This is a genomic window from Bradyrhizobium sp. AUGA SZCCT0177, from assembly GCF_018130125.1.
Classification (GTDB): Bacteria; Pseudomonadota; Alphaproteobacteria; order Rhizobiales; family Xanthobacteraceae; genus Bradyrhizobium.
The window spans coordinates 18,217-44,114 of the sequence record NZ_JAFCMA010000013.1; the positions used below are offsets into that span (position 1 = coordinate 18,217).

Below are 25,898 nucleotides of genomic sequence, written 5' to 3' on the forward strand. Positions count from 1 at the left end.
CCTGTGCTCTATCCGATGCCCCATGTCGAATTATCGTCGCGCTTGCGCTGTCGGCGAGCGGAGAATGCGAGAACAATGATGACCCGCAGCGATCGAGCCAAAATGGCGGATTGCGCCTTCGGCTCAATCCGCCCCACGAGTTGTCGGATATCGTGACTCGGTTCTAGGATTAAATCGGAACGGGCCCAATTTTCTGATTCAATTTTCAAACAGCCAGGCAGATACGGCTTCGCGATCTCGCGGCGCTGATCGCCCGAGGTTTGCAGGTAATTTTCGCACCTCTCAAAAGAGAGGGCGCAGGGAATGCCGGATGACACGATGGCGACGTACTTGCCGCTCCAAATACGTCCGCTCCTGCGCGATCGGCCGGCCTCTCATACCTGCATTCGCCACAAGCGCTCTCCTCTATCGGGAGAGATTCGAGCTATCATTATAATGTGACGAACTTGCGTTCCAGATGACCAGGGCGTGAACCCATAAACTTGGAAGCGGACAACGTCTGTTTTCGTGCGCTTAACGGACTCAAATCGGTCATGGCCCCAGGTCCGAAAGTGCCAAAGAGCTACATCGACTCGATTACGGTCCGTCCGCTTAGGTGGCAGGGATCGTAAACTGAAAGAGAGCACCCTGCGGTTCGCACGGGAACGCCCACAACCGTCCGCGATGGGCTTTGATGATCGAGCGGCAGACAGATAGGCCCATGCCCTCGGGCTTGGTCGTGTAGAATGGCTCGAACAGACGCGGGAGGCTCTCCGGGCTCAGCCCCGGGCCGGTGTCCCACACCCCGACGCGCACGCCACCTTCGGACGGGACGGCATCGATGCTGATCTGTAATTCGCGCGCGCCTTCCCCAATACCACTCATGGCCTGAATAGCGTTAACGATTAAGTTCAGCATCACTTGTTGCAGTTGGACCCGATCGCCTTGGACACGCGGCAACTGAGGCGCCAGTCGTGTGCTCACTGTGACGCCGGTTTTGACAGCTTCGCTGTAGGTCAGGGCTATCACCTCGACGATCGCCTCGTTGAGGTCTACGATCTCCGCCCGCGGCGCGTTCTGCTTTGTGAGAGTGAGCCCGACACGATCGACGGTCTCCGCACAGATGTCTCCGGAAGGTTGCTTGTAGCTCGAATCCAGAAGGGTACGATTGCCGTCATGAAACCAAACGGAACGGTTCAGAAGGAGATTGCGTTGAAAGGCAAAGAACCAACTAATTTGTCGTTTGGTGGCAAAGACGGGAAGACGGTTTTTGTCACGCAGTGCCAAGGCGGGTTCATCGAGTCGTTTCGCACAGACCAGGAAGGACGCGAGCATTGCTTACAGAGGCCCGACTGTTAGAAATGGATCGGCAGCAGCTCGAAGAACGAGCGGGATGAAGCATCCTGCAATCCGACGAAGAAGATAGGCTGTCGCGCTCCTGAGCGACTGTTCGGCCGTAGGGTCTCTACTTTGCGGGAGCGACGTCTGGCGCGTGACTCCGGTTTCCTAAACACCGCTCGGACCAGAAACGATGCCATCGAAATAAAACGCGTGGTATCGAACGAGCATAATAACACAGCAAATGAGCGAAGCTGTATTCTGCCGTTCATAATGGTCCAGTTGCAGGCTCGAGTCCGGGCGAACCATTTACGATATCAGCAGCTGATCACCGTTACAGTGGCCAGAGGCTTCGCCCAGCTCCAGAATTCGTCGCAGCTATTGCGCTGAGTAGGGGCGAAGAATTGGGAAGTGGGGACCTCTCCTTTCATTCGCTTTGGTATCCAATTGCACCACGCATTTTTGACAACCATTTTGCTTCGGCACCGCCAATTGCATCATGTGGGGATGACGACGTTATCTCATGCGCTCTTTGTCGGCCGCTGTACCAAGCTAGGCCAAGGAGGCGCGTGAGATTGTCGCCCGTGCCGGAATCGCAAGTCGAGGACAAGGGCGACGAGACTAGCCACGCCATGGCCCGCAAACGATAAGGCTCTTATCTGATGAACGAGTTCGGACAGAAGGGAAAGGTACCGCTCTCGGAACGGCTCTCGGTGTCACCTGAGGAGGCAAGCGCCCTCACCGGGATCGGGCTGACCTCCATTCGTGAGGCGATCAGCGGCGGTGATCTCAAGGCCAAGAAGCACGGGAGGCGTACGATCATCCTGCCGGACGATTTGAGAGTATGGCTCAAAATGCTGCCGGATGCCGGCAAGCCGATTGAAGAAAGCCCCGCTTAGGCGGGGCTTTTGCTTTTCGGAGGTGCTGCGAAGCCGACCGACGGTTGAGAGAGCCGGTAAATAATTGGCAATCGAAAACAAGGCCTATAAAAAAGATACAACAATTATAGCATCTTATCTGATCCCATCACGGATCATGTATCCGGCGCCGCGGATCGTGTGCAGCAAGGGCCGCTCGAAGCCCTTGTCGATCTTGGAGCGCAGCCGCGAGATATGCACGTCGATGACGTTGGTCTGCGGATCGAAATGATAATCCCAGACGTTTTCCAGGAGCATGGTGCGCGTCACCACCTGCCCTGCATGCTTCATCAAATATTCGAGCAGGCGAAACTCGCGCGGCTGCAGCGTCAGTTCGTCCTTGCCGCGGGCGACTCGGTGCGACAGCCGGTCGAGTTCGAGATCGCCGACCTTGTAGGTGGTTTCCTCGGCCGGACCGCCATGGCGGCGCGACAGCACTTCGACACGCGCGAGCAGCTCGGCGAATGAATAGGGTTTTGGCAGGTAATCGTCACCGCCGGCGCGCAGGCCCTTGATGCGGTCGTCGACCTGGCCGAGCGCGGAGAGGATCAGGACCGGCGTGCGGTTGCCCTTTTCGCGCAAGCTGCCGATCAGCGACAGGCCGTCGCGCTTCGGCAGCATGCGGTCGACCACCAGCACGTCGTAATCGCCGCTGTCGGCGAGCGACAGCCCTTCCTCGCCATCGCTGGCGAGATCGGCGATATAACCGACTTCGCGGAACGCCTTCACCAGATAGTCGGCGGACTCGCGGTCGTCTTCGATGATCAACAGGCGCATTTGGGAGGCGGTTGCGGTCTGAGAAGCGGTTGTGCTCACGTTGTGGGCCTTTTCTCACCATGGCGCGTGGCGCATGCCGATGCAAGGCAACGGGGAACCCGCGCAATTATTTGTGTTCCCAGAGCTTCAGTTTCCGAAGCTCTGGATTCTTGTTTTGACGCGTTTTCTTCACGCAAACCGGTGCCCACTTTGCTCGAAAACGCTTTCGTGTAGAAAAAGCGGGCGGCGAGGCTGGGGGACCCCGCCGCCCTTTTCCCTTCCGACAGAGGGGGGCGTATTCCATCGAAAGGTAGCTGGAGGGAGCGAGTTTTGCACCCGCTCCCCGGAAGGAGCCGTCGGCGGGGGCGACTGTTGCCGGCGAAACCCTCCATCTCGTATTTAACCCTTCGCTACCGGCACTGCCACGAACCGCGACGAACCGCCGCTCTTCACGCGCATGAGAACGCTGCTCTTGTTGTCGGTGCGCGCCGCGTTGATCGCATCACGCACTTCGCCAGCGGTAGCGACGCTCTTGCCGGCCACTTCCAGGATCACATCGCCTTCCTTGAAGCCGCGCTCGGCCGCCGCACTCTTCGGGTCGACCTCGGTGACCACGACGCCTTCCTTGCCGGCGCCGGCCACGCTGTTGGCGGGGGCAACCGTCATGCCGAGCTTCGGCACGTCGGTTCCCTTGTTCGGCTTGGCCTTGTCGCCGTCGTCGATGCTGGCCTTGGCCTCAACGGTGTTCGGCAACTGGCCGAGCGTGAGGTTGACGACCTTGTCCGCACCCTTATGCAGCACGTTGAGCTTAACCGCGGCTCCCGGCGCCAATCCGCCGATGGTTCGGGCGAGTTCGCGCGCGTCCTTGACCGTTTCGCCGTTGACAGCGGTGATGACGTCGCCGGATTCGATGCCGGCCTTGGCCGCCGGACCATTGGCCTGCGGTTCCGCCACCAGCGCGCCTTCCGCCTTTTTCAGGCCGAGGCTGTCGGCGATATCCGAAGTCACGGGCTGGATCTGGACGCCGATCCAGCCGCGGGCGACCGAGCCCTTGTCCTTGAGCTGGGCGACCACGCTTTTTACCGTGGAGGCCGGAATCGAGAACGCGATGCCGACGCTGCCGCCGGACGGCGAATAGATCGCGGTGTTGACGCCCATCACCTCGCCGGCGGTATCGAATGCCGGTCCACCCGAGTTGCCCTTGTTCACGGGTGCGTCGATCTGGATGAAATCGTCATACGGACCGTTGCCGATGTCGCGGCCGGACGCCGAGACGATGCCGGCGGTCACGGTGCCGCCGAGGCCGAACGGATTACCGACCGCGAGCACCCAGTCGCCGATCCGCGGCTTGGAGTCGGACAGCTTTGCGAACGGGAAGTCGGTGCGGCCGGCGACCTTGATCAGCGCGAGGTCGGTGCGCGGATCGGTGCCGATCACCTTGGCGGAGTAGCTCTTGCCGTCGTCCATCGTGACTTCGACCTTGTCGGCGCCGTCGACGACGTGATTGTTGGTCACGGCATAACCGTCAGGCGAGATGAAGAAGCCGGAGCCCTGGCCGGTCACCGGGCCACGGCCGCCACGCGGGTTACCGCGCAGACCGGGCGGCAAACCATCCGGTCCACCGAAGCGGCGGAAGAAGCGCTCCATCGGCGAGCCCGGCTGGAACGGCGAGTCGTCGTCCCGGTTGGCGCTATCGTCCTTGTCCTTGCTGGCAACCTTCTCGGCGATGTTGATCTTGACCGAAATCACCGACGGCTTCACGCGCTCGACGATGTCGGCAAAGCCGATCGGCCGCTCAACCTTGCGGACTTCGTTGTTGACCTGCGCGTGCGCCGCGCTGGTGAACACATCGACCGGGCCCGACGAAGGGCTGAAACCATAAACCGCGGCGCCGAGGCCGGCGACGACGGACGCCATCAGCGCGAATTTGCGCGCCGAGAAAAGCTGACGGCGCGGGGCGCCATAGGACGGAAGCGAGGACAGATCGACGGGACGTTCAGTCATTTTGGGAAATCTCCAGATCCAGAATTCGACGGTGCGGGGGGCTGGGCACCTGACAGGACGGAAGATGGGGTCTGGCGCCTTACCGCGCGCTGGCGAGGGAATTAAACTTTTGTAATGGAGGTGGTTATGGGTGCGGCAGTTTAGCGCAGGCAATCCAAGGGCTTAGCGCCGGCCGAAAGTGGCGTTTTGAGGGGCGTTGCGGCCCCCTCATTTGCTGCAAATGGCGCTGCTAACCGCCCTTGGATTTACTGGATTTTCTGGACTTATTCCCGGATTTGCTGCTCGCGCCATTGGCCAGGATATCCGCCATCTTCTCGATTTCGCTGGCGTCGTCCCACTTGCGGTCGGGGGCGAACACACAGCGCGTCAGGAAATACCCGACATGCATGCAGTGCACGGCGCGGGCCAGCACCTCGACATCGACATCGCTGCGGAGCCTGCCGTCGGCGCGCAGTTTGTCCAGGCTTTCGAGCATGGGTTCCCAGATATGCCGCTGCCACAGCTCGGCCATCGCGCCTCTGATGTCGTCGTTCTGAATCATCTCCGCGGTGACGGTGCGGGCGATTCCCGGGTTCTTGACCACCATCGCCATCTCCTCGCTGGCGGCCGCGATGAACCAGTCCTTCAGGCTCGGGGCCCTCGCCTTGATCTGCTTTTCGCGCGTCTCCCACTGCCGCGTCAGGCCCCGCTGCAGCATGATCGGAAACAGCACCCGCCGGACCAGATCGTTCTTTGAGGGGAAGTAGCGAAACATCGTCTTCTCGGTGACCCCTGCGCGCCGCGCGATCTCGGCCGTCGTCGCGCCGTCGACGCCGCGCTCGCCGATCAGGGCGACCGCGGCATCGATGATCGCCTTCTCCTTGGCCGTGGCCGGTGTGAGGAATTTTTCGGTCTCGCGTTCGAGATCGGCCAGCGACAGGCGGGATTTTCGGGCCGGTTTTTGATCCATGACTTTGAAAATTCCCGCTTTTCCAAAAAGTATAGTGATCACTATCTTTTTATATAGTGCCCACTTTACTCCGATGTATAGTACGCACTATACTCTTCGTCGTCGTTACGCAAGTGCGCCGAGGCGCCGCCGCCCGAGATACTTGCCAGGAAACGGAGATCACGATGATCGCATCACGGCAAACGCTGCTTCGCATCAACGCCCTCTTCCTGCTTGCCGCTTCGGCCGGCGGCTTCTACAGCGACGTGCTCGGCATCTTTTTCGCAAGCGGGCCCGTCGCCAAAATCGTCGCGGCCGCGCCCTATTCCGGTCTCGGCTTCATCGAGGCGCACGGGCTGGCCTTCCTGATGGGCATTCAGATGTGGCGCGCCGAACCATCGCGCGCCTGGCATCTCACCGCCGTGGCGATTCACGTCCTGCTCGGCACCTCCAATCTGGTATTCTGGCAACTCTTCGTCGCCGCGGACATGCTGGTCGTCGGCTATGTGACGACGGCGCTGCACGGGCTGTTCGTGGTGCTGCAATTGATTGCCGCGAGCACCATCGCCGCCCCGATAACCGGACATGCCGGGCCTGAACGAGATCATTTCGTATCCATTTGAAAGATTAAGGAGCTGGACGTGACACGCGAACAGAAGACCGTTGCGATCGGAGCCGCGAGCGGTGTTTTGACGATGGTGCTGGCGGTTGCCGGCATCTACCGGCTTTGGCCGGATACCGCAGCCCTCACAGATGTTGCCAGCCGGCTCGCCTTCACACTGAAGGCCAATGCGTTTGCGGCGATCCCGCTGCTGGTCGGCATCATCACCGTCGGCAACAACCGGTTTCTCAGCGAAGCCATCGATCCAACGCTGCACAAGGAAGACGCCGCGACCGAGATCAACGGCCGGGTGCTCGACAACACGCTTCAGCAATACGTGCTGTTTCTGGCGGGCACGCTCGCCCTCAGCGTCACCCTGACGGCAGCGCAGACCAAGGTCATTGCCGCCGCCGCTATTGTGTTCTTCGTCATGCGGTTTGCGTTCTGGGTGGGGTACCGCATCCACCCGCTCTATCGCGCCTTCGGCATGTCGTCGACGATCTACCTCAACGTCGGCATCCTCGGCACGGCGCTCTGGAAGACCCTGTGGGGATAGACCAGCCCTCAGGTCTTCAACTTCAAGCGTCCCATAAAATCCCGTTTGCCGAGCGGAACGCCGTTGGTGCGCAGGATGTCGTAGGCGGTGGTGGCGTGGAAATAGAAATTCGGCAGCGAGAACGACATCAGGAAGCCTTCGGCCGTGAACGGCAATTTGCGGTCGCCGAGCGCGAAGATGACGTCCCTGCCGCCGAGCGCATTGACCGCCTCCGGCGTCAGCGCCGACAAGGCCTCGCGGGCCTGCGTCACATGCGCCTGCAATCCGGCGAAGTTGAACGGGGTCTTGAACGACGGCGGATTGAAGAGGCCCTGCTGCACGCCTTCGATGGCGCCGCGGGAATGCTGGACGACGGAAATGATCTGGAAGCGGAACGGCAGCATGTCCGCAGCCAGCCGCGTCTCGACGATCGCTTCCGGATCGATGTTGTTCTCTTCAAAATGGCTCAGCGCGCGGTCGAGAAAGCCGCTGACGGCACCGAGGGTTTGCAGATAGTTCGCCACGCTGGCGTCGTAGAGCGAAAATGCCATGTCTGGATTCCCCCTGGGCGATGTTGTTTTTGACGGCGCAATGTAACGGCGGAACCGGCCGGCTTGCAATCGGCACAGGCTTAGGCCGGCTTTTCCGGCGACGTTTCCTTGGCGATCAGCCGCTCCAGGCGGGCCTCTTCCTCGGCAGTCAGCTTGAGCAGACCCTCATCTCTCGTGCCCGGGAATTTCGAACGGCGCCGGCTGTAGATCCACAGCGCCATTCCGCCACCCCCGAGCGCCAGCGGCGGCAACAGCCACAGCACCAGCGTATGCGGGTTGAACCGCGGCCGCAGCAGAACGAATTCGCCGTAGCGCGCCACCAGGAAATCGATCACCTGCGAATTGCTGTCGCCGGCCGCAATCCGCTCGCGCACCAACAGCCGCAAGTCGCGCGCCAGCGGCGCCTCGGAATCGTCGATCGACTGGTTCTGACACACCATGCAGCGCAGCTCGCGCGACAGATCGCGCGCGCGGGCTTCCTTGCCCGGGTCCGCCATGATCTCGTCGGGCTGCACGGCATAGGCCGCCGGGCATCCGATCAAGAGAAACGCAGCAAATGCCCAGGCCAGGAGCGCTTTCAATGGATCACTCCGCGGCCTGCAACGCCCGCGAAGCCTTCGCAGGCTTCGGCGCGCCGACGCGCAGGCGCCGGTCCGACAGCGACAGCATGCCGCCAAACGCCATCAGCACGGGTCCCCACCAGATCAAGAGCACCAGCGGCTTATGATAGATGCGCACCGCAACCGCGCCTTCGTTCGTGCTCTCGCCGAGCGAGATATAGAGCTGGCTGGCGCCGCGCGTCAGCAGCGCGGCCTCGGTGGTCGACGATCCCCGCGTCGTGAAATTGCGCTTCGACGGCGTCATCACGCTGAGCTTCTCGCCGTCGAGACGAACCGTGAACTGCGCGATCATCTCGCGGTAATTCGGTCCCTGCCGCTGCGTGACGCCGTCGAGCTTCAATTCGTAACCGGCAACCCTGGCAACCTCGTTCGGCTTCAAGGTGCCGATATATTCGCTGTTCCAGGTGGTCTCGCAGACGATCCCGATCAGGGCCACGCCGACGCCCGCATGCGCGAACGCGGTGCCCCAGGTCGCCCGTGGCAAGCCGCGCGCGCGTTGCATCGCGGTCGCAAAGGGGGCGCGGAACAAGGCCGTGCGCTCGGCGAGATCAGTCATCGCGCCGACGATGACGAAGATCGCAAGCCCGATCGCAAGCGGTGCGAAGGTGCTGCCGCCATAGGTCCAGGCATACGCCACGGCAATCGCGACCAGCGCCGCGATGCCCGCGGCCGTCAGCCGCTGCGCCGCGCCGAGCAGGTCGCCGCGCTTCCACGCCAGCAGCGGCCCGAACGACATCGCCATCATCAGCGGCACGAACAGCGGCCCGAAGGTCAGATTGAAGAACGGCGCGCCGACCGAAATCTTGTCGCCGGTCAGAACTTCCAGCGCCAGCGGATACAGCGTACCGACGAACACCGTCGCGCAAGCCGTGGTCAGGAACAGATTGTTGAGCACCAGCGCGCCTTCGCGCGAGATCGGTGCGAACAACCCGCCCTGCTTCAGCGTCGATGCGCGCCAGGCATACAGCGTCAGACTGCCGCCGATGAAAAAACAAAGGATCAGCAGGATGAAAACGCCGCGCGTCGGATCGGTCGCGAACGCATGCACCGATGTCAGCACGCCCGAACGCACCAGGAAGGTGCCGAGCAGCGACAGCGAGAAGGTCAGGATCGAAAGAAGTATGGTCCAGACCTTCAGCGCGTTGCGCTTCTCCATCACAACGGCGGAATGCAACAGCGCGGTGCCGGCGAGCCACGGCATCAGCGAGGCATTCTCGACCGGGTCCCAGAACCACCAGCCGCCCCAGCCGAGTTCGTAATAGGCCCAGTACGAGCCCATCGCGATGCCGAGCGTGAGGAATATCCACGCTACCAGCGTCCAGGGCCGCACCCAGCGCGCCCAGGCCGCATCGATCCGCCCTTCGAGAAGGGCTGCGACCGCAAACGAAAACGAAATCGAGAATCCGACATAGCCGAGATAGAGCATCGGCGGATGCACCGCGAGGCCGATGTCCTGCAGCACCGGATTGAGATCGCGGCCCTCGATCGGCGGGGTGGCGATGCGCAGGAACGGGTTCGAGGTCATCAGGATGAACAGATAGAACGCGGCCGCGATCCAGCCCTGCACCGCCAGCACATGGGCGCGCAGCGACAGCGGCAGATTGTTGCCGAAGGCCGCGACGAGACCGCCGAACAGCGCAAGGATCGCCACCCACAGCAGCATCGAGCCTTCGTGATTACCCCAGACGCCGGTGATCTTGTAGAGCAGCGGTTTGGTCGAGTGCGAATTCTCGAACACGTTGGCGACGGAGAAATCGGAACCGACATGGAGCATCACCAGCGCCGTGAACGACACCGCCACGAACAGCAATTGCGCCAGCGCCGTGGAGCGCGCGACATTCATCAAGGCGACATCGCCCCAGCGCGCCCCGGCGATCGGCACCGTCGACTGGATCAGCGACAGCGCCAGCGCCAGCACCAGCGCGTAATGTCCGGCTTCCGCGATCACTTAGGCGCCCCCTGCGTGGGCACCGCCGAAGCGCTGGGCTTGGCGCCGTAATCGTCTTTCCAATGCCCCTGCTTCTTCAGCGCGTCGGCGACGTCCTTGGGCATGTAGGTCTCGTCATGCTTGGCGAGCACGGTGTCGGCCCTGAACACGCCTGTTGCGTCGATCGCGCCCTCGGCGATGACGCCCTGCCCTTCACGGAACAGGTCGGGCAGGATTCCCTTGTAGGCAACGGGCAACTTCGCGGCGCCGTCGGCGACGCTGAAATTCACCGCCAGATTGTCGCCGCGCACCAGCGATCCCGGCTGAACCAGGCCGCCGAGGCGGAAGCGCTTGCCGGCCGGAATCTGCTTCTCGGCCGCCATCGAGGGGGTGGAAAAGAACACGATGGAATCGCGCATCGCGTTCAGCACGAGCGCCGCCGCCACCGCGAGCACCGCGAGCGAACCGCCGATCATGGTCAAACGCCGCTGCTTGCGCGTCATGATAATCCTTTGGTTCCCTGCATGATGGGTTCCATCATCCGTCAAGCCCGAGATTCTTCAGGCCTTCATTGAGCTGGCGCAAGCGTTCGGCATCGTTGGCAACCGCCTGGCGTGCATCGCCTAGCGCGCTCACCGCCTTGTCGCGCTCGCCCATCACCATATAGGCCCGCACCAGCCGCAACCATCCCTCAACATCGTCGCCGTCCTGCTTCAGCCGTGTGGCAAGGCGGTCGACCATGCCGCGGATCATCGCGCCGCGGTCGGCCTCGTTCATGTCCTTGGCCGCAGCCATCGCATCATTCGACAGCGCGGGTGCCGCCGGACCGCCGACCCGCACCAATGCGGCCTGAACCAGCGGCCGCCACGGCGCATCGGCCGGCGCCTTGGCCAGCATCGCGCGCCAGATCGCGGCGGCGTCGGTGCGACGGCCATCCTGCTCGGCGGCAAGCCCGAGGAAATAGCCGGCTTTGGGCTCGTCGGCGTTCAGCGCCGCCGCGCGTTCGAATTCGGCTTTGGCCTGCGAGGTCACGACGCCGCCCGCCGAACCGGTCAGGGCTTCGCCGAGATCGGACCGACGCTCGGCGCTGTCGCCATTGTAAGTGATCGAATTGCGCAGCGCGCGGATCGCGTCGTCGTAGCGGCCGAGCCGCGCCAATGCCGGGGCCAGCACGCTCCAGCCGCGGCCGTCGGTCGGATTTTTTTCCAGATGCGCCTCGACCTGCGCGATCAGATTGTCGATCGGCTGGTTGACGTCGGGGGCGCGGCTGCGGCTGGCGAGCGGGAAATCACCGAGCTGCGGCGATCCCAACGAAAGGTAGAAAGCAACCGCCGCAACCGGCAGCCCCACCAGCGCCAGGACGGTCGAGGCCCGGCGTAGCCCGAGGTTCGCCTGGGCCGGCAGGTCATCCCTGCCATCCGCGGCCGCCAGCAAGCGACGGCTGATCTCGACGCGCGCGGCTTCCGCTTCCGAGGGCCCAATCAGGCCGGCGGCGACATCGCGATCGATCTCGGTGAGCTGGTCCCTGTAAACGGCAGCCTCGCTGCCACCGGCTTGCACCGCCGAACCGCGACTCAACGGCCAGAGCACGGCAAAGATCGCCGCGACCGTCATCAGCGCGAACACAAACCACAGCGTCATCAAGCGGTTCCCGGGCGGAACGGCGCCTACGAAGCAGGCACCGATAGCGCCGCTTTACACCACCGGCGGCAAGCCCGGCAATTGACAATTGCGGCAGAAAAACCGGGGAAACCGGAGTGGTCGCAGACTCACCCGTGTGGGCGCCGCAGAGTCAGCCGGCGCGACGCGCGAACCGACGAGAAACTTCGCGCAGATCCTGCAATCCCCGGAGAGTGACGCGTGAGTCACGCCACCCAGCCCGAGCGCCGGATTCGCCGCACTGACTCAATCTTAAATTGAACATATATATTTATGCATCCGGAGACATGCAGGTGCCTACCTTTTGATCTTGGCGACGGAAATCTGGCGTGTGCGATCAAACATTCCCGACGCGGCCGCTGGAGGATGCAGCACCAAGCTATAGCATTTGCACCAAGACGTAGGCGATGCTACACAATGGGGTGAATACGTTAATTCCCAGCCCCTTAGAGGCAAAACCGATGCGATCCTGGAAAGCTCTTCGACGCGACGCCCTTCCCTTTGGCCTTGTTGGAATTCTGGATGGCCCGAAGGTTCGCCGCGGCGCCGCGTTGCTTGCGCTGCCGTTCTTGTTCCCATCGCTTCCGGCGTCGGCACAGGATGGAGTGGACAGAACCGCGATCGCGGCCGCGCTGCTGCCTCGGGATCTCAGCCCCTGGGGCATGTTCATGCAGGCCGACATCGTCGTCAAAGCCGTGATGATCGGCCTGGTCTTTGCGACCGTGGTAACCTGGACGGTGTGGCTGTCGAAGACGATCGAACTGATCAAGGCGCGCCGCAATGCGAAGAACGCCTTGCGCGAACTTGCAGACGCAAGAAACGTGGAAGACGCCGTGCGGCAGGTGCCCGAGGGGGCGGTTGCCCAATTGCTCGAGGGCGCGATGGCGGAATTGAAGTTGAGCACCGATCGAATGGACAAGGAAGGGATCAAGACCCGGGTTGCGTCCCGGCTTCAGCAGATCGAGGCGGCGGCAAGCAGGCGCATCGGGTTCGGCACCGGCGTGCTGGCAACCATCGGATCGACCGGTCCCTTTGTCGGACTGTTCGGAACGGTGTGGGGAATCATGAACAGCTTTATCGGGATCTCGAAGTCGCAAACCACCAATCTCGCGGTGGTCGCACCGGGGATCGCCGAGGCGCTGCTGGCGACGGCGCTTGGGCTGGTGGCGGCTATACCCGCCGTCATGATCTACAATCTGTTCGCGCGCCAGATCAGCTCGTACCGCGCGCTGCTCGGCGACGGATCATCCGAGATCACCCGCCTCGTTGGCCGCGACCTCGACGGCGGCGCCCTGCTCGTCCGGCGACATCTCGCGGCGGCGGAGTAACGGCCATGGCTGTCAGCGTGAACCAGAGCAATGGCGATCTTGCTGAGGTCCATGAGATCAATGTGACACCGTTCATCGATGTCATTCTTGTCCTGCTCATCATCTTTATGGTCGCCGCACCGCTCGCCACCGTCGACATCGCGGTCGATCTTCCGGCGTCGAATGCGGAGCCGCAGCCGCGGCCTGACAAGCCGGTCTATCTGACGGTCAAGCCGGACCTTTCGCTGTCGGTCGGGAACGAGACGGTCGGCCGCGCCGCGCTGCCCGGCGTGCTCGATGCGAGCACCAACGGCCATAAGGACAGCCGAATTTTCCTGCGCGCCGACAAGCTCGTCCCGTATGGCGAGGTGATGCAGGTGATGAACATGCTGCGCGCCGCCGGCTATCTGAAAGTCGCCTTGGTCGGACTGGAACAAGCCTCGTCGCCATGATGCAGCTTGCGGCCGAAGATCGTTCCGACCTGCAACGCTGGATGCTGAGCGGCCTTGCGGTGCTGTGCGTCTACGCCGGTGTGACGGCCACTCTAGCGACCTGGCGCTATCCGGACGACGTCGCGGCGACCGAGCCTTCCGGTGCGATCGTGGTCGACCTCGCACCGTTGCCGGCAGCGCCTTCGACCACACCATCCGATGTCGCGCCCGGCCCGGAACAGGTGATGTCGGAAGCGCAGCCCGTGGCGAAGCCCGACGTGACTCCGCCCGATGAAACACCTGAGCTGCCCCCCGCGCCCAATCCGGATGCGGCCGTGGCGCTGCAGAGCAAACCACAGCCTGAGGTGACGCCGCAGCAGCAGGCGGCGGCCGCTACCACGTCGGCACCCGCAGCTGTCCCGGAGCGCATCGCGCCGGTGGCGGTGGCGCCGACACAGGGCGCGCCGAATGTGAAAGATTCGGAAGCCGCGGTGACATGGCGAACCAAAGTCCTCGCCTTGATCGAAAAGAACAAGCGCTATCCGGAAGCCGCGCGGCCGCGGCAAGGGACGGCACGCGTGTCGTTTGCGCTCGATCGCAAGGGAATGGTGGCCAACGCGCGCGTGATTGAAAGTTCGGGCTCCAGCGCGCTCGACGAGGAAGCGGTCGCGCTGCTCAAGCGCGCGGAGCCTTTTCCGACGCCGCCCGCAAATTTTCCGGGCGATTCTGTTGTCGTGAGACTACCGATCCGCTTCACCGTGAAATAGCGCGGACAAGAACGGACTGCAGAGTTGCAGATATCAGACGTCCGGGGCGGCGGCGTCAGGAACCAGGCATCGGTGAAACTGAGTGGGCCGCCTGCCTTGCTCTAAAATTCAGGCGGCCCCGCCGACCATATCAATTGTCCTGCCCCACGGCAGAGGCCATAGCCAGCTGGACAAAGTATGAGCAGACGTATTTGAAAGTCTTGTGACAGAGGCCGCCGCCAGCCCAGTTTGCGCCACAACACCGGATCAATCCGCAATGATCGCGCCGCCGGCGCCGAACTTGTAGTTCACGCCGACCCTGACGCCATCGCTGGTCACCCTCGTGTTGGAATCGAACGCGACCGCCGTGTTGGCGGCGGTGGCCGGCGTGGAACGCACCGAACCGAAATCCATGTGAAGATATTCGAGCTTGCCGGTCCAGTTGCCCGCGAGGCGGGTCTCCAGACCGCCGCCGACGGCCCAGCCAAACCGGTAGGTGTCGGTATTCAAAGCTGCGGTCGTCGCGGCACCCGCATTATCGAAACCTGTGACCGACGTCGACGTCGTTATCTTGCCGAACGGCACGCCCGCCGTGACATAGGCAAGCAGGCCGGGTGAAACGAGCGCGCCGACGCGCCCGCGAACGGAGGCGACCCATCCCAGTTGGTAATCCAGGCTTGCCGTCACGGGTGCGTCGAGCGGAGCCAGCGCCGCGTTGCAGACATTGCCGGGACATGTCGTGGTGCTGCGTCCGCGCTGATTGCGGTACTCGAAATCGCCTTCGATGCCGGCGACCAATCGGCCGGAGATCCAATTGTAGCCGGCCTGCCCGCCAATACTGGCGCTGCCGCGCGTGGAGAACAGGCGGCCGCCGTCAAACGGCAGGCCGGTCGCATCCTCGCTGAACACCGCGCTGGTAACAGCCCTGCCGCCGACATACCCGACATTGCCGCCGGCATAGATGCCTGCCCAGTTCCAGGCCGCGTCGAGCATCCGCGGCGATTTGTAGTACATGCTGCCGCCCGGCCCCCGCGCCATCCCGAAGGACGAACCCGGCGCTCCGCTCGGCCGATCGACGCCGTATTTGACGTTGAGAAAGAGCTTGAAACCGCGCCCGGGCTGCAGGATCTCGTCCTTGTGGAATTGAACGGCATTGCGGATGTTGGCGTTGAGCAGATTGTCGCCGACCAGTCCGGTCACGACCTCGACCGCGCCCCACGGCGAATCCTTCCAGAACTGCCGGTTCTCCAGCTGCACCTTGAGCAGATCGTATCCGCCGGTCGTCGTATCGAACTGCGAAACGTCGTTCTGCGCGAATGCGTGCAGCAGGCCGACGCGGGCAAACCAGCTGTCGTTCCGCCAATAGGCGCCGCCGCCGAGCCGCATCGGCGGGATGCGCGGAACATTGCTGCCGTCGGTGAACGTCGCGCGCACGACATCGAATTGTCCGTCCACACCGAACGTACCGTTGGCGAGCGGTGCGACGTCCCATTGCCAGGCCAGCTCGCCGCCGCGAAACGTCGCGTCGCGCTGATCGTAATTGACCTGGATGTAATCGGTGCCGGCTCCGCATGTGGCAAACGTTTCCTGGCAAAGGATGCCGGTGGCGCGCGAGAAGATGAACTTGTCGTACGACGTGTAATAGGCGTTCGCGGCGAACCTGAAATCGCCGGCCGTGCGCTTCAGGCCGATTTCCGCCGTCTGCGCGGTCTCGATCCCCAGGTTCGGATTGCCGATCTTGAAGGTCTTCTCCGAACCATCAGGACCTTGCGCGAACAATTCAAGCGCGCGCGGTGCGCGTTCGATCCGCTGCAGCGTCAGGCTCGCCACCAGGTAGGACGGAAGATCCTTGATGATTCCGAAACTGACGCTCTTCGGCATGAAGTCGAGCTTGGCCGCGGCCCTGCCCGGTTCATTGGGCGGCGGCAGAAAATTCGGCGGGAAGGTGAACGCCGTTCCGGCGATATCGACGCCCTCGATGCGTCCCGCCAATTGCGTGCGCAGCGTGTCCGTGTGCCGTACTTCGTTGAGGAAATACGCCGCCGCGGTTCTGGTCTGGGCGGGAAGCAGGATCGCCTGGCCGGCCGTATCCAGTTGCTGGTAGGCGCCCTGCGCACCGACAATGCTGGTCAGCGCCCCGATCGGCGTGGCGAACGCCGCAGATTCGAGCTCGATCTTGCCCTCGGTCTGCGTGTTCTTGAAGGTGGCCGTGATCCCCTCGTAACCGGGACCGGCGAGCACAGTCTCGTCATGCCTGTACTCCGAATATCCGGTCCAGTACCTGACGGCCGCAAGCGCGGCCGCGTCCGGGCGATATTCGCCCTTGCTGGTAATCTTGGTCTGCTCGAGATCGTTGTGCTGGCGGGCGGCCGCGGTCGCGATACCTGGAACGAAATAGTCGCTGGTGAAGCGCGAGACCGCGATGCCGGCATAGCCGCCGTCGAACAAATAAGAGCCGCCGACCGCCGCGCCCGCGCTCTGCGAGGCCGAGTTCGGTTGCCTGCCGTTGCCGACGGGCGCGGGGTTTGGGGGAACGAGATAGGGATAACTCGGGATGCTGTAATCGCTGGAGGATCGCCCATAGATGTCGGCGTGAACGGCGGCGTTGCGACCGCCGGCATCCAGCAACAGACCGCTTTCCCATCCTTTGTTGACGCTCGTCACACCCGATCTCAGTTCCGCGGCCACCCCACCCACTGGAGCGGCGGTCGGAATTCGGTTGTTGTTGACGTCGACCACGCCGCCGACGGCCTGCGAGCCGAACCGGAGCGCTCCCGGTCCGCGAACGACGTCGACCTTCTGGATCGCGAGAGGATCGATCGGTACGGCGTGGTCCTGCGCGATATCCGACACGTCGACCGCACCGACGCCGTTCTCCTGAATGCGGACCTTGGCATCCGACAAGCCACGCAGAATGGGGCGGGACGATTCCGTGGCTAGGCCTGCGGAAGTTGCGCCGGGCATGGTCGAGAACAGGCTGCCAAACCCTCCATTGCTGCTGCCGGCCTGGATTTGATTGCTGCCGATCGTCGACAACGGCGCAAACGGTGGATTGAAGGGCGAGGCAGGCGCGGCCGCCGGGGCGGGACCAGGCAGCGGTGCCGCGATGGCCCGTGAAGGCCGGCCGGGCTCGGAGCGCCCTGCCCGCCGCGCCGGCTTGGGCTGGCGCCCCTCCACGGTCACTTGCGGCATGTCGATTTCAGCCGGAGCGGCGGGCTTGTCTTGCGGCCCGGCGGCGGTGGCCGGTTGCGGCGGTGCCGTCTGCGCCGCCGGGGCTTGTCCCGTTGCTGGGGCTGCCGGCGCGGATGGTTCGGAAGGCGCCTGAGGTGCGGCCGGAGACGCCGATGGCGCAGGCGTAGCCGTCTGCGAGAGGGCGGCAGCCTGGCTCAAACATACCATTGCAAATGCAGACGTGCCCAGAAGGGCCATTCGTGTCGCGCGCATCTTTCCCCAACCTTCATCGCGCTACAGGAACCGGTCCGGATAAGCTGCGACCTTAAAACGTAGGTAAGGCTACATGTTAATGTTGCCCCGTTAACTGTCAAGATGCCGCGGCCGGTCGTCGCAAGCTCGTGCCGGCCTGTTGCGGATTCGCGACACGCCGCCAACTTGCAATGTGGTCGGCAGCGCGCCATGGTCTGCCTCCTCTCGATGGATTCGCCTGGAAAGGTGCCGTGTTGCGCAAGCCCTCGACAGACCGGGCCAAATCGATGCAGCCGCTCCCCACGGAGCAAACGCAGGCGCGCCGCTTTGGAAAAGCGCGCTCGGCGCGTTCGACCGCGGTTCTGGAAGATTATGTCGAACTGATCTCCGATCTGTTAGGCACGACCGGCGAGGCGCGCCCGACCGATATCGCACGCCGGCTCGGCGTGTCGCACCCGACGGCCATCGACACCATCGCGCGGTTGAAGCGGGAAGATCTCGTGACCGCGCGGCCCTATCGCGGGGTGTTCCTGACCGAGAAGGGCGAGACGCTCGCCAAGCGAGTCCGCGCGCGTCACCGCCTTGTGGTGGATGTCTTGCTGGCGCTGGGCGTCCCGCAGGAAGCGGCAGAGGGCGATGCCGAGGGCATCGAACATCACGTGTCGGATGTGACGCTGAAGGCGTTCGCCGAATTCCTGCGCGCGAACAAGGATCGCCGCAAGGTGTGAGGGTGCGACGGCCCTGGCGTCCTATCCGTTGCGGGTGGACTTGCGCTCGGCGGATTTGCGCTCGCCCGTGACGGCGTTTTCGGCCGCCCTGCTCATCAGCGACGCGTAATCATGGCCGAACAGGACTTCGCAGAAGCGGATCGCCGCCTTGGCCTGCATTTGCCGGTAGGCGCGCGCCTTGGTGTCGCCGCCGCGCAGCGCCTGCACCAGCGCCTCGGTCGAGTGCTCGACATAATGCTGCAGGTCGGAATAGGTCCGCAACGTGACCTCGTTGATCGCAAGTTCGCTGGCATAGGTGCGGCAAACCGCGACGAAATCGATCAGGGCCGCGGTTTCCTCGACGTCCGTGGCGTCGATTTTGGGAGCCGACGAAATGTCCTTGTCGGCGCGCTGGCGCAGGATGCGCCGGACCCGGCCGGGCACGCTGTCGATTTCCGACTGCAGCGAATTGGAAATGTCGGCGCGGATCGAGGTCAGCTGCTTGCCCCACGTGGAATCGTTGCGCAGATCGAGTTCGGTGCGCAGGCCGCGCACGCCGTCATGCAGCGTCTTCAGCTGTTCGCTGACATTGTCGAACTGGCCACGCCTGATGTCGGTGCGCAGGCAGGCCGCGAGAAAGGACAGATCGTGCAGCGCGAGCGTGACGGCGATGCCGTACGGCGTCGCGGCGACACGAATTTCATCGTCGGAAGCCGCCATCTTGATCGCGAGGCGGATGATCTGCCACGGCGCCGCCAGCCGCTGCATGATCAGCGACAGCGCGAACGGCAGCAGTTGCGGCGTCTGCAGCGAGGGAACATTGAGCGCCGAGGTCACCGACGCGATCTGGGATTCCGACAACGCCCGCAACTGGCTGGGAAGCCGGCTGCCCAGCGTGTCCATCGCCTCGCGGGCCCGCAAAACCGACCCGATCGACAGGAAGTCCTCGACGACGTTGGGCGGGCCGATACGGGCGAGCGAACGCTGCCGATCGTCGCCCTGCACCGGCGCCGCGACCTTGGCGATCGCCTCAGCGGCGGCGAGCTGGAATTTGCGCGTCTCCGATTCCAGTCCCGCGGTCGAACCGCTCAGCCTGATCTCGGCCAGCGCGGCTTCGAAGGCCCGCGCCTGCTCCGGCGCGCCGTCCCGGGCCAACCATTGCCAGACCGGCAGCAGCGAGGTGCGGCGGATCTGGCCCTGCCGCATCGGGAAATTGCTTTCGACCAGAAACGGCTCGATGGGGCGAAACAGCAGGCGCGCCGGATCGTCGGTCCGCGGCCGTATTTCCTCGTCTTCCTCGGTTCCGCGCACCACTTTGCGCAATTGCTCGAGCACGAGGGTGGCGACCGCGACTTCCTCGCCGCGCTCGATCGCGCGCTCGAACGAGCGCATCAGCAGCGCCTGCGCCTGAGGCGGGAGCTGGGCGAGATAGTCCCTCAGCCGCTCGGTCGATGTCTGGCTCATGCGCCCGGTGTGGATATGCGTGTGTCGTCCGGACGGCAAAGCGCGTCCAACCGCCATCATAAAAGTGCGCGCGTTAAGAAGTCGTTTAGGAATGATGAAATCAAGGGCGGCATGGCCGGTCCCCCGGACCGGATTCAATCGCTTTTCGCGCTCAAACCCCCGGCAGCACCAGCTCGGCCCGCAACCCGCCGATCGGGGCATCGCCGAGCGCAAGGCTACCGCCATAGAGGGCGGCGAGATCGACCACGATCGAGAGCCCGAGGCCAGAGCCCGGCTTGGATTCGTCCAGCCGCTGTCCGCGCCGCGAGACCTGCGCGCGCTCGTCGGCCGACAGCCCGCGGCCGTCATCATCGACGATGATCCGCAGCCGCGGCCCGGCGCTAGGCTCCGCCGCCGACTCGACCAGCACCTCGATCAGGACCTGCGCGGCGGCCCATTTGCAGGCGTTGTCGACCAGGTTGCCGGCCATCTCCTCGAGGTCCTGGCGTTCGCCGCGAAACTTCGCGCGAGGATCGGCTTTCAGATTGATCGCGATGGCGCGATCCCGGTGGATCTTTTCCATCGTCCGTCGCAACGCCTCGATCGCGGGCGCGACCTCGGTGACGGTGCCGACCACCGTGACGCGCGCGGCGATGCGCGCGCGCTCCAGATGATGCGCCACCTGATCACGCATCACGTCGGCCTGCTCCAGCACCTTGCTGGCAAAGGCATCGACGGGGTGCGCGGCGGCCTCGTTGACGATGACCGATAACGGCGTCTTGATGGCGTGGGCGAGATTGCCGACATGGGTGCGGGCGCGCTCGACGATTTCCCGGTTGGCGTCGATCAGCGCGTTGGTCTCGCGCGCCAGTGGCGCGATCTCGACAGGAAACTCGCCCTCCAGCCGTTCGGCACGGCCGGAACGGATATCGGCGATCGATTCGGAAATGCGCTTGAGCGGCGCAAGCCCGAAGCGGACCTGGAAGATCGTGGTCAGCAGCAGCACGATGCCGAGCGCCGCGAAGGTGCCGCCGAGGTAATAGTCGAAGCTGCGCGTCTCGTCGAAGATCTCGCCGGCATCGCCGGCGACGCCGATCAGGAATTTGCCGTCCGCGCCGAGGTCGACCGGCCGCTCCACCATCCGCAAGGTCTGCCCCTCGGGGCCGTCGACATAGCCGAGACGGATGCCGGCCGCGGTCAGTTCGGCGCCGTGCTCCTCGAGTTTCGGCAGCTTCTTGTCCCACAGCGAACGCGACACCCGCGCTTCGGGCTTGTCGCCGTCGGTGCGCACGACCTGCCAGTACCACCCCGACAGCGGCAGTTCGAACAACGGCTCGCCGAGCGACTGGAACGGGTGGTCGGGCGGCTCGTCCGGCGTGGCGACCTCGGCAATCAGCGTGCGCAGATAGAGATTGAGGCGGCGGTCGAAGGCGCGCTCGGTGGCATCGCGATAGACCGACGACAGCACGAACCCGGTGATGACAAGGATCACCACCACCCACGCGGTCGCCGACAGGAACAACCGTGTGGCGAGCGAGGAGCCGCGCATCAGGACGCGATCCGGAAAAGTGGCGGCCGGTTTTCAGACAAAAACATGCTCAAACAAAGAAGTAAGCGTGTTGCTTCGTCAACGCCTTTAATCAGAGGCCGGCAGTCACGTGCCCGGGGCGGGCGGCGTCAGGAGATAGCCGAGCCCGCGCACGGTCTGGATGATATCGACGTCGAGCTTCTTGCGGATCCGGCCGACGAACACTTCGATGGTGTTGGAATCGCGGTCAAAATCCTGGTCATAGAGATGTTCGACCAGTTCGGTGCGCGACACCACGCGCCCGGTATGATGCATGAGATAGGCGAGCAAGCGATATTCGTGCGACGTCATCTTGATCGGATTACCGGATACGCTGACCCGGCCGGTGCGGGTGTCCAGCGAAACCGGGCCGCAGGTCAGTTCCGACTGGGCGTGACCGGTCGAACGGCGGAGCAGCGCGCGGATCCGCGCCAGGACTTCTTCGAGGTGAAAGGGCTTTGCGACATAGTCGTCGGCGCCGGCGTCGAAGCCCTGCACCTTGTCGCTCCAGCGGTCGCGGGCGGTGAGGATCAACACCGGCATCGCCCGTCCGTTGCGGCGCCACGACTCCAGCACCGAGATGCCGTCCATCTTCGGCAGGCCGATGTCGAGAACGACGGCGTCATAGGGTTCACTGTCACCGAGGTAGTGCCCCTCCTCGCCGTCGAACGCGCGATCGACCACATAACCGGCATCCGTCAGCGCCGTCGTAAGCTGACGGTTGAGATCGGGGTCATCTTCGACGACAAGCAGGCGCACGCTGGCCTCCAATGGTGAACTTCACGAAACCTGCCACAAGATGAGGCTCACCGGCGTGAACGGCCAATGAACGGTTACTCCGCGCTAGGTTACTTTTTCTTCATGGCGGCCCGCAACGGCGCGGCCGTCAGTCGCAGGTAACGCCTGGCATGCCGAATCGGCCGCCCAAAGCGCCCAAAAGCGCGGCTAACGACCGTCTGCCCCACGGACCACGATGAAATCGACAGGGCCGCCCGGCCGGCCATCGTCGAACACCCCAACCGTCAGCCGTCCGGTTTTCCAGGCGGCGGTGTCGAGATTGGTGCGGCCCTCGTACAACAGTGGGCCTTCGGGATCATTGTCGTGGCCGTGCACGACGTGGAGTTCGCCGAACCCGCTCGAATCGTCCTTCGGGTAGCGTTTCCATAACAGGGTTTTTTCACTCTGCTTCTCCAGCGGCGTCCCTGCTTCGACGCCCGCGTGCACATAGAGGCGGTGCGCATCGACATACAGCAGCCGCAATTGATCGAGCCACGCGATATGGGCGTGCGGCACCGCCGCCATAGGACGCCAGCGCCGTGTCGCCGCCCCGCTCCAGCCAAAAAGCCTGCTTCGCCGGATCGCGCAGCCCTTCGACCATCATCGCGTCGTGATTGCCCTTCAGCGCAACAAACCGCCAGCCGCCGCCAATGCCTGGCAGCAGCCGCTCGATCACCTGCCTGCTCTGCGGGCCCTTGTTGACGTAGTCGCCGATGGTGACGATGACGCCGATTTTGCCGGACGCATGTGCGTCGATCTCCAGGAGCGCGCGGCTCAGCAGATCATCACGGCCGTGAATATCCGGAATGACGTAGGTGAAGCTCATCCGCGTACGCATTTCCGGCTAAGGGACACCACGGTGCTATTCCAACCGCACGCCACCGGCAACCGGCGTGCATCGTCCGGCCGGGCTGCCGGCGGCCGTCATTTGCACCGTCCCTTACGTCCGGAAGAACACGAACCAGACCACGCCCAGGATCAGGATCGCTAGTCCAGTTGAGACGGACAGGAGCGCCAGCACCGACGGGCCGGGTTCGGCCTGACGGGCCTCGGTCGGGGTTTCGATAATCTGGCCATGTCGACGCGTTGCCATGGGGGACCTCATTTGCGTAAGTGCCTGTAATGCCAGCTATTGCTTCGCCACCACCTGTCAAAAGCAACGCGTGATGGCAGATCATGTTCCGGGGCCTTGCACCCGACATTTTTGCGGTCAGGTCGTCCAAAAGGTCGCAGCCGAACGGCGGAACATATCGCGCGGTCTCGGTTAACGCCGTTGGGAGATTCCCTCCCCCGCCGTGTTTGAAACCAGGTCTGCAGATGGTATTCTTCACGGTCGTCTGTTGCGTCTGTTCGGAGTTTCCCATGGCCCCCCGCGCCAACTGGAAGGGCTTTTTGCGCCTTTCCCTCGTGACCTGCCCGGTCGCCCTGTACCCGGCGACCTCGGATACCGAGAAGGTCTCGTTCAACCAGATCAACCGCAAGACCGGCCATCGCATCAAATATGCCAAGGTCGATGCAGACACCGGCGAGGAAGTCGCCAACGAAGACATCATGAAGGGCTACAAGATCGACACCGACACCTATATCGAGGTGTCGAAGGACGAGCTTGACGATCTCGCGCTGGAATCGACCCGCACCATCGAGATTGATGAGTTCGTACCGAGAGCGGATATCGACAGCCGTTACGTGATCCGTCCCTATTACCTCGTGCCGGACGGCAAGGTCGGCCACGACGCGTTTGCGGTGATCCGCGAAACCATCCGCAGCATGGACAAGGTCGCGATCGGCCGCGTGGTGCTGACCAACCGTGAACACATCATCGCACTGGAGCCGCTCGACAACGGCCTGATGGGGACCCTGCTGCGCTACCCCTATGAGGTCCGCAGCGAGAAGGAATATTTCGACGACATCCAGGACGTGAAGATCACCAAGGATATGCTGGACCTGGCCAAGCATATCGTCGAGCAGAAATCCGGATCGTTTGAACCCGAACAGTTCGAGGATCGCTACGAGCAGGCGCTGATCGACCTGATCAACCAGAAGCGCAACGGCCAGAAGACATCGGCGAAGGCGGCACCGAAGACCGGTGGCAACGTCATCAATCTGATGGACGCGCTGAAACGCAGCCTCGCCAACGAGAAACAGGCCGCCCCCGCCGCGGCCAAGGAAAGTGGCAAGGAAAACGGCAAAGCCAAAGGCAAGAAGCCGCGCAAGGCAGCCGCCGGTCAGCGCGAAATGCTGCTGCCGATCAGCGGCAGCGGCAAGCGCGCCGCCAAGGAAACGGTCAAGGAAGCGCCGAAGAAGGCCGAGAAGCCGGTTCGTACGTCCGCCCGCACCAGGAAGGCCAGTTGATCGCGCAGGCGTTCGGCCGGTAGCGCACGATGCCGTGGTCGACGCCGTTCGATGAGCCGATCGCGCTGCGGGGCGGCCGCACGCTCATGACGCTGCAGCAGGCCGCCGACTACGTCATGAAACTGCCAAAAGCCGACCAGCAGGAAGCGCGCTGGCAAACCGCGGTCGAGCACTTGATCAGGGCTGCGGAGACCGGCGGCGGGTGGCTGATGTTCGCGCGGATCGCAATGATGCAGGCGCTATATGCGGATGGAAACGACCGGTAACGCGGTCATGTGGCGCTAGTCCCCGTCGCCGCCATCTCCGCCAAAATCAAAGCCGTCAATGCCGTCGCCGGCTGGCCCGTTCCGGAACATCATGTCAGTCAGCAGGGCCACAATCAGGATGGCGGCGAATACGCGCCACGGATGCTGCACGCCGTAGGCGACGATCTGCCGGCCGAAGCTGACGATTGGTGAGCCCCAGGTCCCGAACAGCAGCTCCTGCATGATGCGCGCTGCCGATCCGTCCTATTTGAGCGATGTGCTGACAGTCTCGAATTTGGTGCTGAGCGCAGTGCCGACGCCGTTGACGGCACCAACGATCACGATGCCGATGCCCATCGCAATGAGACAATACTCGATCGCGGTCGCGCCGGACTCATCCTCGACAAAATTCCTCAACAATCGACGCATGAAAGAAAGCTCCTGTCGACGCCGCCGGGATTCTTCCCGCGTCGTGCCCCAAATGGAACCCTAGAGCGGAATGATTGACGGCGTTTTGACGAACAGGATGAACGACTGATTAAGCCGGAGGCACGACTACACCGGTATTCCTACGGTACCAAAAATTTACTCTGAATTGTCCAACGCCCCGCCATGGTCGGCGGATCGGCGTCTTCCGGAGCGAGCGCACATGTCCACGCAGAAGCGTGAACCAGGAAAAAACTACATCGGCCTCTTGAACGATGAGTTGGAAGAGCAACGCACCGCCGAGGTGCGATCCGGCAACGATCGCCGTCTGACGGCGTATGTCCTCGGCCTGATGGCGGCGATGTTCAACCATCGCCGCAACGAGGCGAGATAGTTGCCCTCCTCTCGCCCGTAGAGCGCGGCCGGCTTCGAGGCCGGCGCGGCTAACACCGAACTGCCCGACATCTTCTGATCGCGTGGGAACTGCTGGACTTCCGACTGATCGGTTTGACGCCGGTGTTGGTCTGAGCGTCGCTCCGGCGGCAAACGCATATCAGCACTTCCCGGAGCAGGCGCCGCCCGCGCTTTACGGTGAGGAAATTTCCTGTTCCAACTGTGAGAAATCGGCCGAACGAACCGGCCTGCACACAAGGGGGAAA

28 protein-coding genes and 1 pseudogene are annotated in these 25,898 nt (G+C 63.4%); 11 read left to right on the forward strand and 18 right to left on the reverse strand.

Going from position 1 to position 25,898, the window contains the following annotated elements; genetic code table 11:
* Window positions 1-591: 591 nt before the first annotated feature.
* Window positions 592-1,008, reverse strand: a complete 417-nt coding sequence (locus JQ597_RS37655; RefSeq protein WP_349628846.1) for a sensor histidine kinase — start codon at window positions 1,006-1,008, stop codon at window positions 592-594.
* A 63-nt stretch (window positions 1,009-1,071) separates the two neighbouring features.
* Between JQ597_RS37655 and JQ597_RS16795 the strand changes: the two are divergent.
* Both JQ597_RS16795 and JQ597_RS16800 read left to right on the forward strand, forming a co-directional pair.
* A pseudogene (locus JQ597_RS16795) lies at window positions 1,072-1,338 on the forward strand (SMP-30/gluconolactonase/LRE family protein); the annotation flags it as partial.
* Between the two features lie 641 nt (window positions 1,339-1,979).
* Entirely contained in the window at window positions 1,980-2,216 is a 237-nt protein-coding gene (locus tag JQ597_RS16800) for a helix-turn-helix domain-containing protein (protein WP_212265366.1), read from the forward strand.
* 114 nt (window positions 2,217-2,330) lie between these two features.
* Here the strand turns inward: JQ597_RS16800 and JQ597_RS16805 are convergent, their stop codons facing one another.
* From JQ597_RS16805 to JQ597_RS16815, 3 genes are all read right to left on the reverse strand, one after another.
* Window positions 2,331-3,011 (reverse strand): response regulator transcription factor, encoded by a 681-nt coding sequence (locus JQ597_RS16805; RefSeq protein WP_192734724.1) that lies wholly within the window; start codon window positions 3,009-3,011, stop codon window positions 2,331-2,333.
* Between the two features lie 378 nt (window positions 3,012-3,389).
* Window positions 3,390-4,994, reverse strand: coding sequence for a Do family serine endopeptidase (locus JQ597_RS16810; RefSeq protein WP_212265367.1), 1,605 nt, complete (start codon window positions 4,992-4,994; stop codon window positions 3,390-3,392).
* 229 nt (window positions 4,995-5,223) lie between these two features.
* Window positions 5,224-5,943, reverse strand: a complete 720-nt coding sequence (locus tag JQ597_RS16815; RefSeq protein ID WP_212265368.1) for a TetR/AcrR family transcriptional regulator — start codon at window positions 5,941-5,943, stop codon at window positions 5,224-5,226.
* A 164-nt stretch (window positions 5,944-6,107) separates the two neighbouring features.
* Here JQ597_RS16815 and JQ597_RS16820 point away from each other — a divergent pair, with 164 nt between their 5' ends.
* Both JQ597_RS16820 and JQ597_RS16825 read left to right on the forward strand, forming a co-directional pair.
* A complete protein-coding gene (locus tag JQ597_RS16820; RefSeq protein WP_212265369.1) occupies window positions 6,108-6,545 on the forward strand; it encodes a hypothetical protein in 438 nt (145 codons plus the stop codon).
* Between the two features lie 18 nt (window positions 6,546-6,563).
* Window positions 6,564-7,079 (forward strand): MAPEG family protein, encoded by a 516-nt coding sequence (locus JQ597_RS16825; protein ID WP_212265370.1) that lies wholly within the window; start codon window positions 6,564-6,566, stop codon window positions 7,077-7,079.
* 8 nt (window positions 7,080-7,087) lie between these two features.
* On the opposite strand, the gene JQ597_RS16830 is transcribed toward JQ597_RS16825, so the two are convergent.
* From JQ597_RS16830 to ccmI, 5 genes are all read right to left on the reverse strand, one after another.
* A complete protein-coding gene (locus JQ597_RS16830) occupies window positions 7,088-7,609 on the reverse strand; it encodes a DUF1993 domain-containing protein (RefSeq protein WP_212265371.1) in 522 nt (173 codons plus the stop codon).
* Window positions 7,610-7,689: 80 nt separating this feature from the next.
* Window positions 7,690-8,190, reverse strand: a complete 501-nt coding sequence (locus tag JQ597_RS16835) for a cytochrome c-type biogenesis protein (RefSeq protein ID WP_212265372.1) — start codon at window positions 8,188-8,190, stop codon at window positions 7,690-7,692.
* 4 nt (window positions 8,191-8,194) lie between these two features.
* The gene (locus tag JQ597_RS16840) at window positions 8,195-10,177 is read right to left on the reverse strand and encodes a heme lyase CcmF/NrfE family subunit (RefSeq protein ID WP_212265373.1); all 1,983 of its coding nucleotides are present in this window, start codon (window positions 10,175-10,177) and stop codon (window positions 8,195-8,197) included.
* Window positions 10,174-10,659, reverse strand: coding sequence for a cytochrome c maturation protein CcmE (gene ccmE / locus JQ597_RS16845; protein WP_212265374.1), 486 nt, complete (start codon window positions 10,657-10,659; stop codon window positions 10,174-10,176). Before ccmE ends, JQ597_RS16840 begins: the two co-directional genes overlap by 4 nt.
* Window positions 10,660-10,693: 34 nt before the next feature.
* Window positions 10,694-11,797 carry a c-type cytochrome biogenesis protein CcmI gene (ccmI, locus tag JQ597_RS16850; RefSeq protein ID WP_212265375.1) on the reverse strand — a complete coding sequence of 368 codons (1,104 nt, stop codon included), beginning with the start codon at window positions 11,795-11,797 and terminating at the stop codon, window positions 10,694-10,696.
* Window positions 11,798-12,420: 623 nt separating this feature from the next.
* Here ccmI and exbB point away from each other — a divergent pair.
* The 3 genes from exbB to JQ597_RS16865 are packed head-to-tail and all read left to right on the forward strand — an operon-like array spanning window position 12,421 to window position 14,320.
* Window positions 12,421-13,143: a tonB-system energizer ExbB gene (gene exbB, locus JQ597_RS16855; RefSeq protein WP_349628848.1), complete on the forward strand. Its 723-nt coding sequence runs from the start codon at window positions 12,421-12,423 to the stop codon at window positions 13,141-13,143.
* A 5-nt stretch (window positions 13,144-13,148) separates the two neighbouring features.
* Entirely contained in the window at window positions 13,149-13,574 is a 426-nt protein-coding gene (gene exbD, locus JQ597_RS16860; RefSeq protein WP_212265377.1) for a TonB system transport protein ExbD, read from the forward strand.
* Window positions 13,571-14,320 carry an energy transducer TonB gene (locus tag JQ597_RS16865; RefSeq protein WP_212265378.1) on the forward strand — a complete coding sequence of 250 codons (750 nt, stop codon included), beginning with the start codon at window positions 13,571-13,573 and terminating at the stop codon, window positions 14,318-14,320. Before exbD ends, JQ597_RS16865 begins: the two co-directional genes overlap by 4 nt.
* Window positions 14,321-14,566: 246 nt before the next feature.
* Here the strand turns inward: JQ597_RS16865 and JQ597_RS16870 are convergent, their stop codons facing one another.
* Window positions 14,567-17,491, reverse strand: coding sequence for a TonB-dependent receptor domain-containing protein (locus tag JQ597_RS16870; protein ID WP_212265379.1), 2,925 nt, complete (start codon window positions 17,489-17,491; stop codon window positions 14,567-14,569).
* A gap of 482 nt (window positions 17,492-17,973) precedes the next feature.
* Between JQ597_RS16870 and mntR the strand changes: the two genes are divergently transcribed.
* Window positions 17,974-18,450, forward strand: a complete 477-nt coding sequence (gene mntR, locus JQ597_RS16875; RefSeq protein WP_312010846.1) for a manganese-binding transcriptional regulator MntR — start codon at window positions 17,974-17,976, stop codon at window positions 18,448-18,450.
* A 21-nt stretch (window positions 18,451-18,471) separates the two neighbouring features.
* Here mntR and JQ597_RS16880 read toward each other — a convergent pair whose 3' ends face one another.
* The 6 genes from JQ597_RS16880 to JQ597_RS16900 form a co-directional block, all read right to left on the reverse strand.
* Window positions 18,472-19,893, reverse strand: a complete 1,422-nt coding sequence (locus JQ597_RS16880) for a hypothetical protein (RefSeq protein ID WP_212265380.1) — start codon at window positions 19,891-19,893, stop codon at window positions 18,472-18,474.
* Window positions 19,894-20,044: 151 nt separating this feature from the next.
* Complete coding sequence (locus tag JQ597_RS16885) at window positions 20,045-21,421, reverse strand: ATP-binding protein (RefSeq protein ID WP_212265381.1); 1,377 nt, start codon at window positions 21,419-21,421, stop codon at window positions 20,045-20,047.
* Between the two features lie 105 nt (window positions 21,422-21,526).
* Window positions 21,527-22,198 (reverse strand): response regulator transcription factor, encoded by a 672-nt coding sequence (locus tag JQ597_RS16890; protein WP_212205458.1) that lies wholly within the window; start codon window positions 22,196-22,198, stop codon window positions 21,527-21,529.
* Between the two features lie 186 nt (window positions 22,199-22,384).
* Complete coding sequence (locus JQ597_RS37660) at window positions 22,385-22,552, reverse strand: hypothetical protein (protein ID WP_249147931.1); 168 nt, start codon at window positions 22,550-22,552, stop codon at window positions 22,385-22,387.
* 64 nt (window positions 22,553-22,616) lie between these two features.
* A complete protein-coding gene (locus JQ597_RS37665) occupies window positions 22,617-23,042 on the reverse strand; it encodes a metallophosphoesterase (RefSeq protein ID WP_249147932.1) in 426 nt (141 codons plus the stop codon).
* A 114-nt stretch (window positions 23,043-23,156) separates the two neighbouring features.
* Entirely contained in the window at window positions 23,157-23,309 is a 153-nt protein-coding gene (locus JQ597_RS16900) for a hypothetical protein (RefSeq protein WP_212265382.1), read from the reverse strand.
* Between the two features lie 269 nt (window positions 23,310-23,578).
* On the opposite strand from JQ597_RS16900, the gene ku reads away from it, so the two are divergent.
* Entirely contained in the window at window positions 23,579-24,568 is a 990-nt protein-coding gene (ku, locus tag JQ597_RS16905) for a non-homologous end joining protein Ku (protein WP_212265383.1), read from the forward strand.
* A 29-nt stretch (window positions 24,569-24,597) separates the two neighbouring features.
* Window positions 24,598-24,834 carry a hypothetical protein gene (locus tag JQ597_RS16910; RefSeq protein ID WP_212265384.1) on the forward strand — a complete coding sequence of 79 codons (237 nt, stop codon included), beginning with the start codon at window positions 24,598-24,600 and terminating at the stop codon, window positions 24,832-24,834.
* Between the two features lie 15 nt (window positions 24,835-24,849).
* Here JQ597_RS16910 and JQ597_RS16915 read toward each other — a convergent pair whose 3' ends face one another.
* Window positions 24,850-25,056: a hypothetical protein gene (locus JQ597_RS16915; RefSeq protein WP_212265385.1), complete on the reverse strand. Its 207-nt coding sequence runs from the start codon at window positions 25,054-25,056 to the stop codon at window positions 24,850-24,852.
* A 21-nt stretch (window positions 25,057-25,077) separates the two neighbouring features.
* Window positions 25,078-25,242 carry a Flp family type IVb pilin gene (locus tag JQ597_RS16920; protein WP_212265386.1) on the reverse strand — a complete coding sequence of 55 codons (165 nt, stop codon included), beginning with the start codon at window positions 25,240-25,242 and terminating at the stop codon, window positions 25,078-25,080.
* A gap of 220 nt (window positions 25,243-25,462) precedes the next feature.
* Between JQ597_RS16920 and JQ597_RS16925 the strand changes: the two genes are divergently transcribed.
* On the forward strand, window positions 25,463-25,633 hold the full coding sequence (locus JQ597_RS16925; protein WP_211995622.1) for a hypothetical protein: 171 nt from the start codon (window positions 25,463-25,465) through the stop codon (window positions 25,631-25,633).
* Window positions 25,634-25,898 lie beyond the last annotated feature (265 nt).

Coding starts and splice junctions, on each gene's coding strand:
- JQ597_RS16910 (WP_212265384.1), top strand. CDS start 24,598: ATGCCGTGGTCGACGCCGTTCGATGAGCCGATCGCGCTGCGGGGCGGC.
- JQ597_RS16800 (WP_212265366.1), top strand. CDS start 1,980: ATGAACGAGTTCGGACAGAAGGGAAAGGTACCGCTCTCGGAACGGCTC.
- exbD (WP_212265377.1), top strand. CDS start 13,149: ATGGCTGTCAGCGTGAACCAGAGCAATGGCGATCTTGCTGAGGTCCAT.
- JQ597_RS37665 (WP_249147932.1), bottom strand. CDS start 23,042: ATGAGCTTCACCTACGTCATTCCGGATATTCACGGCCGTGATGATCTG.
- JQ597_RS16870 (WP_212265379.1), bottom strand. CDS start 17,491: ATGCCGCAAGTGACCGTGGAGGGGCGCCAGCCCAAGCCGGCGCGGCGG.
- JQ597_RS16815 (WP_212265368.1), bottom strand. CDS start 5,943: ATGGATCAAAAACCGGCCCGAAAATCCCGCCTGTCGCTGGCCGATCTC.
- JQ597_RS16915 (WP_212265385.1), bottom strand. CDS start 25,056: ATGCAGGAGCTGCTGTTCGGGACCTGGGGCTCACCAATCGTCAGCTTC.
- JQ597_RS16805 (WP_192734724.1), bottom strand. CDS start 3,011: ATGCGCCTGTTGATCATCGAAGACGACCGCGAGTCCGCCGACTATCTG.
- JQ597_RS16830 (WP_212265371.1), bottom strand. CDS start 7,609: ATGGCATTTTCGCTCTACGACGCCAGCGTGGCGAACTATCTGCAAACC.
- JQ597_RS16920 (WP_212265386.1), bottom strand. CDS start 25,242: ATGCGTCGATTGTTGAGGAATTTTGTCGAGGATGAGTCCGGCGCGACC.
- JQ597_RS16885 (WP_212265381.1), bottom strand. CDS start 21,421: ATGCGCGGCTCCTCGCTCGCCACACGGTTGTTCCTGTCGGCGACCGCG.
- JQ597_RS16810 (WP_212265367.1), bottom strand. CDS start 4,994: ATGACTGAACGTCCCGTCGATCTGTCCTCGCTTCCGTCCTATGGCGCC.
- JQ597_RS16925 (WP_211995622.1), top strand. CDS start 25,463: ATGTCCACGCAGAAGCGTGAACCAGGAAAAAACTACATCGGCCTCTTG.
- JQ597_RS16865 (WP_212265378.1), top strand. CDS start 13,571: ATGATGCAGCTTGCGGCCGAAGATCGTTCCGACCTGCAACGCTGGATG.
- JQ597_RS16880 (WP_212265380.1), bottom strand. CDS start 19,893: ATGAGCCAGACATCGACCGAGCGGCTGAGGGACTATCTCGCCCAGCTC.
- JQ597_RS16900 (WP_212265382.1), bottom strand. CDS start 23,309: ATGGCAACGCGTCGACATGGCCAGATTATCGAAACCCCGACCGAGGCC.
- ccmE (WP_212265374.1), bottom strand. CDS start 10,659: ATGACGCGCAAGCAGCGGCGTTTGACCATGATCGGCGGTTCGCTCGCG.
- ccmI (WP_212265375.1), bottom strand. CDS start 11,797: ATGACGCTGTGGTTTGTGTTCGCGCTGATGACGGTCGCGGCGATCTTT.
- ku (WP_212265383.1), top strand. CDS start 23,579: ATGGCCCCCCGCGCCAACTGGAAGGGCTTTTTGCGCCTTTCCCTCGTG.
- JQ597_RS16820 (WP_212265369.1), top strand. CDS start 6,108: ATGATCGCATCACGGCAAACGCTGCTTCGCATCAACGCCCTCTTCCTG.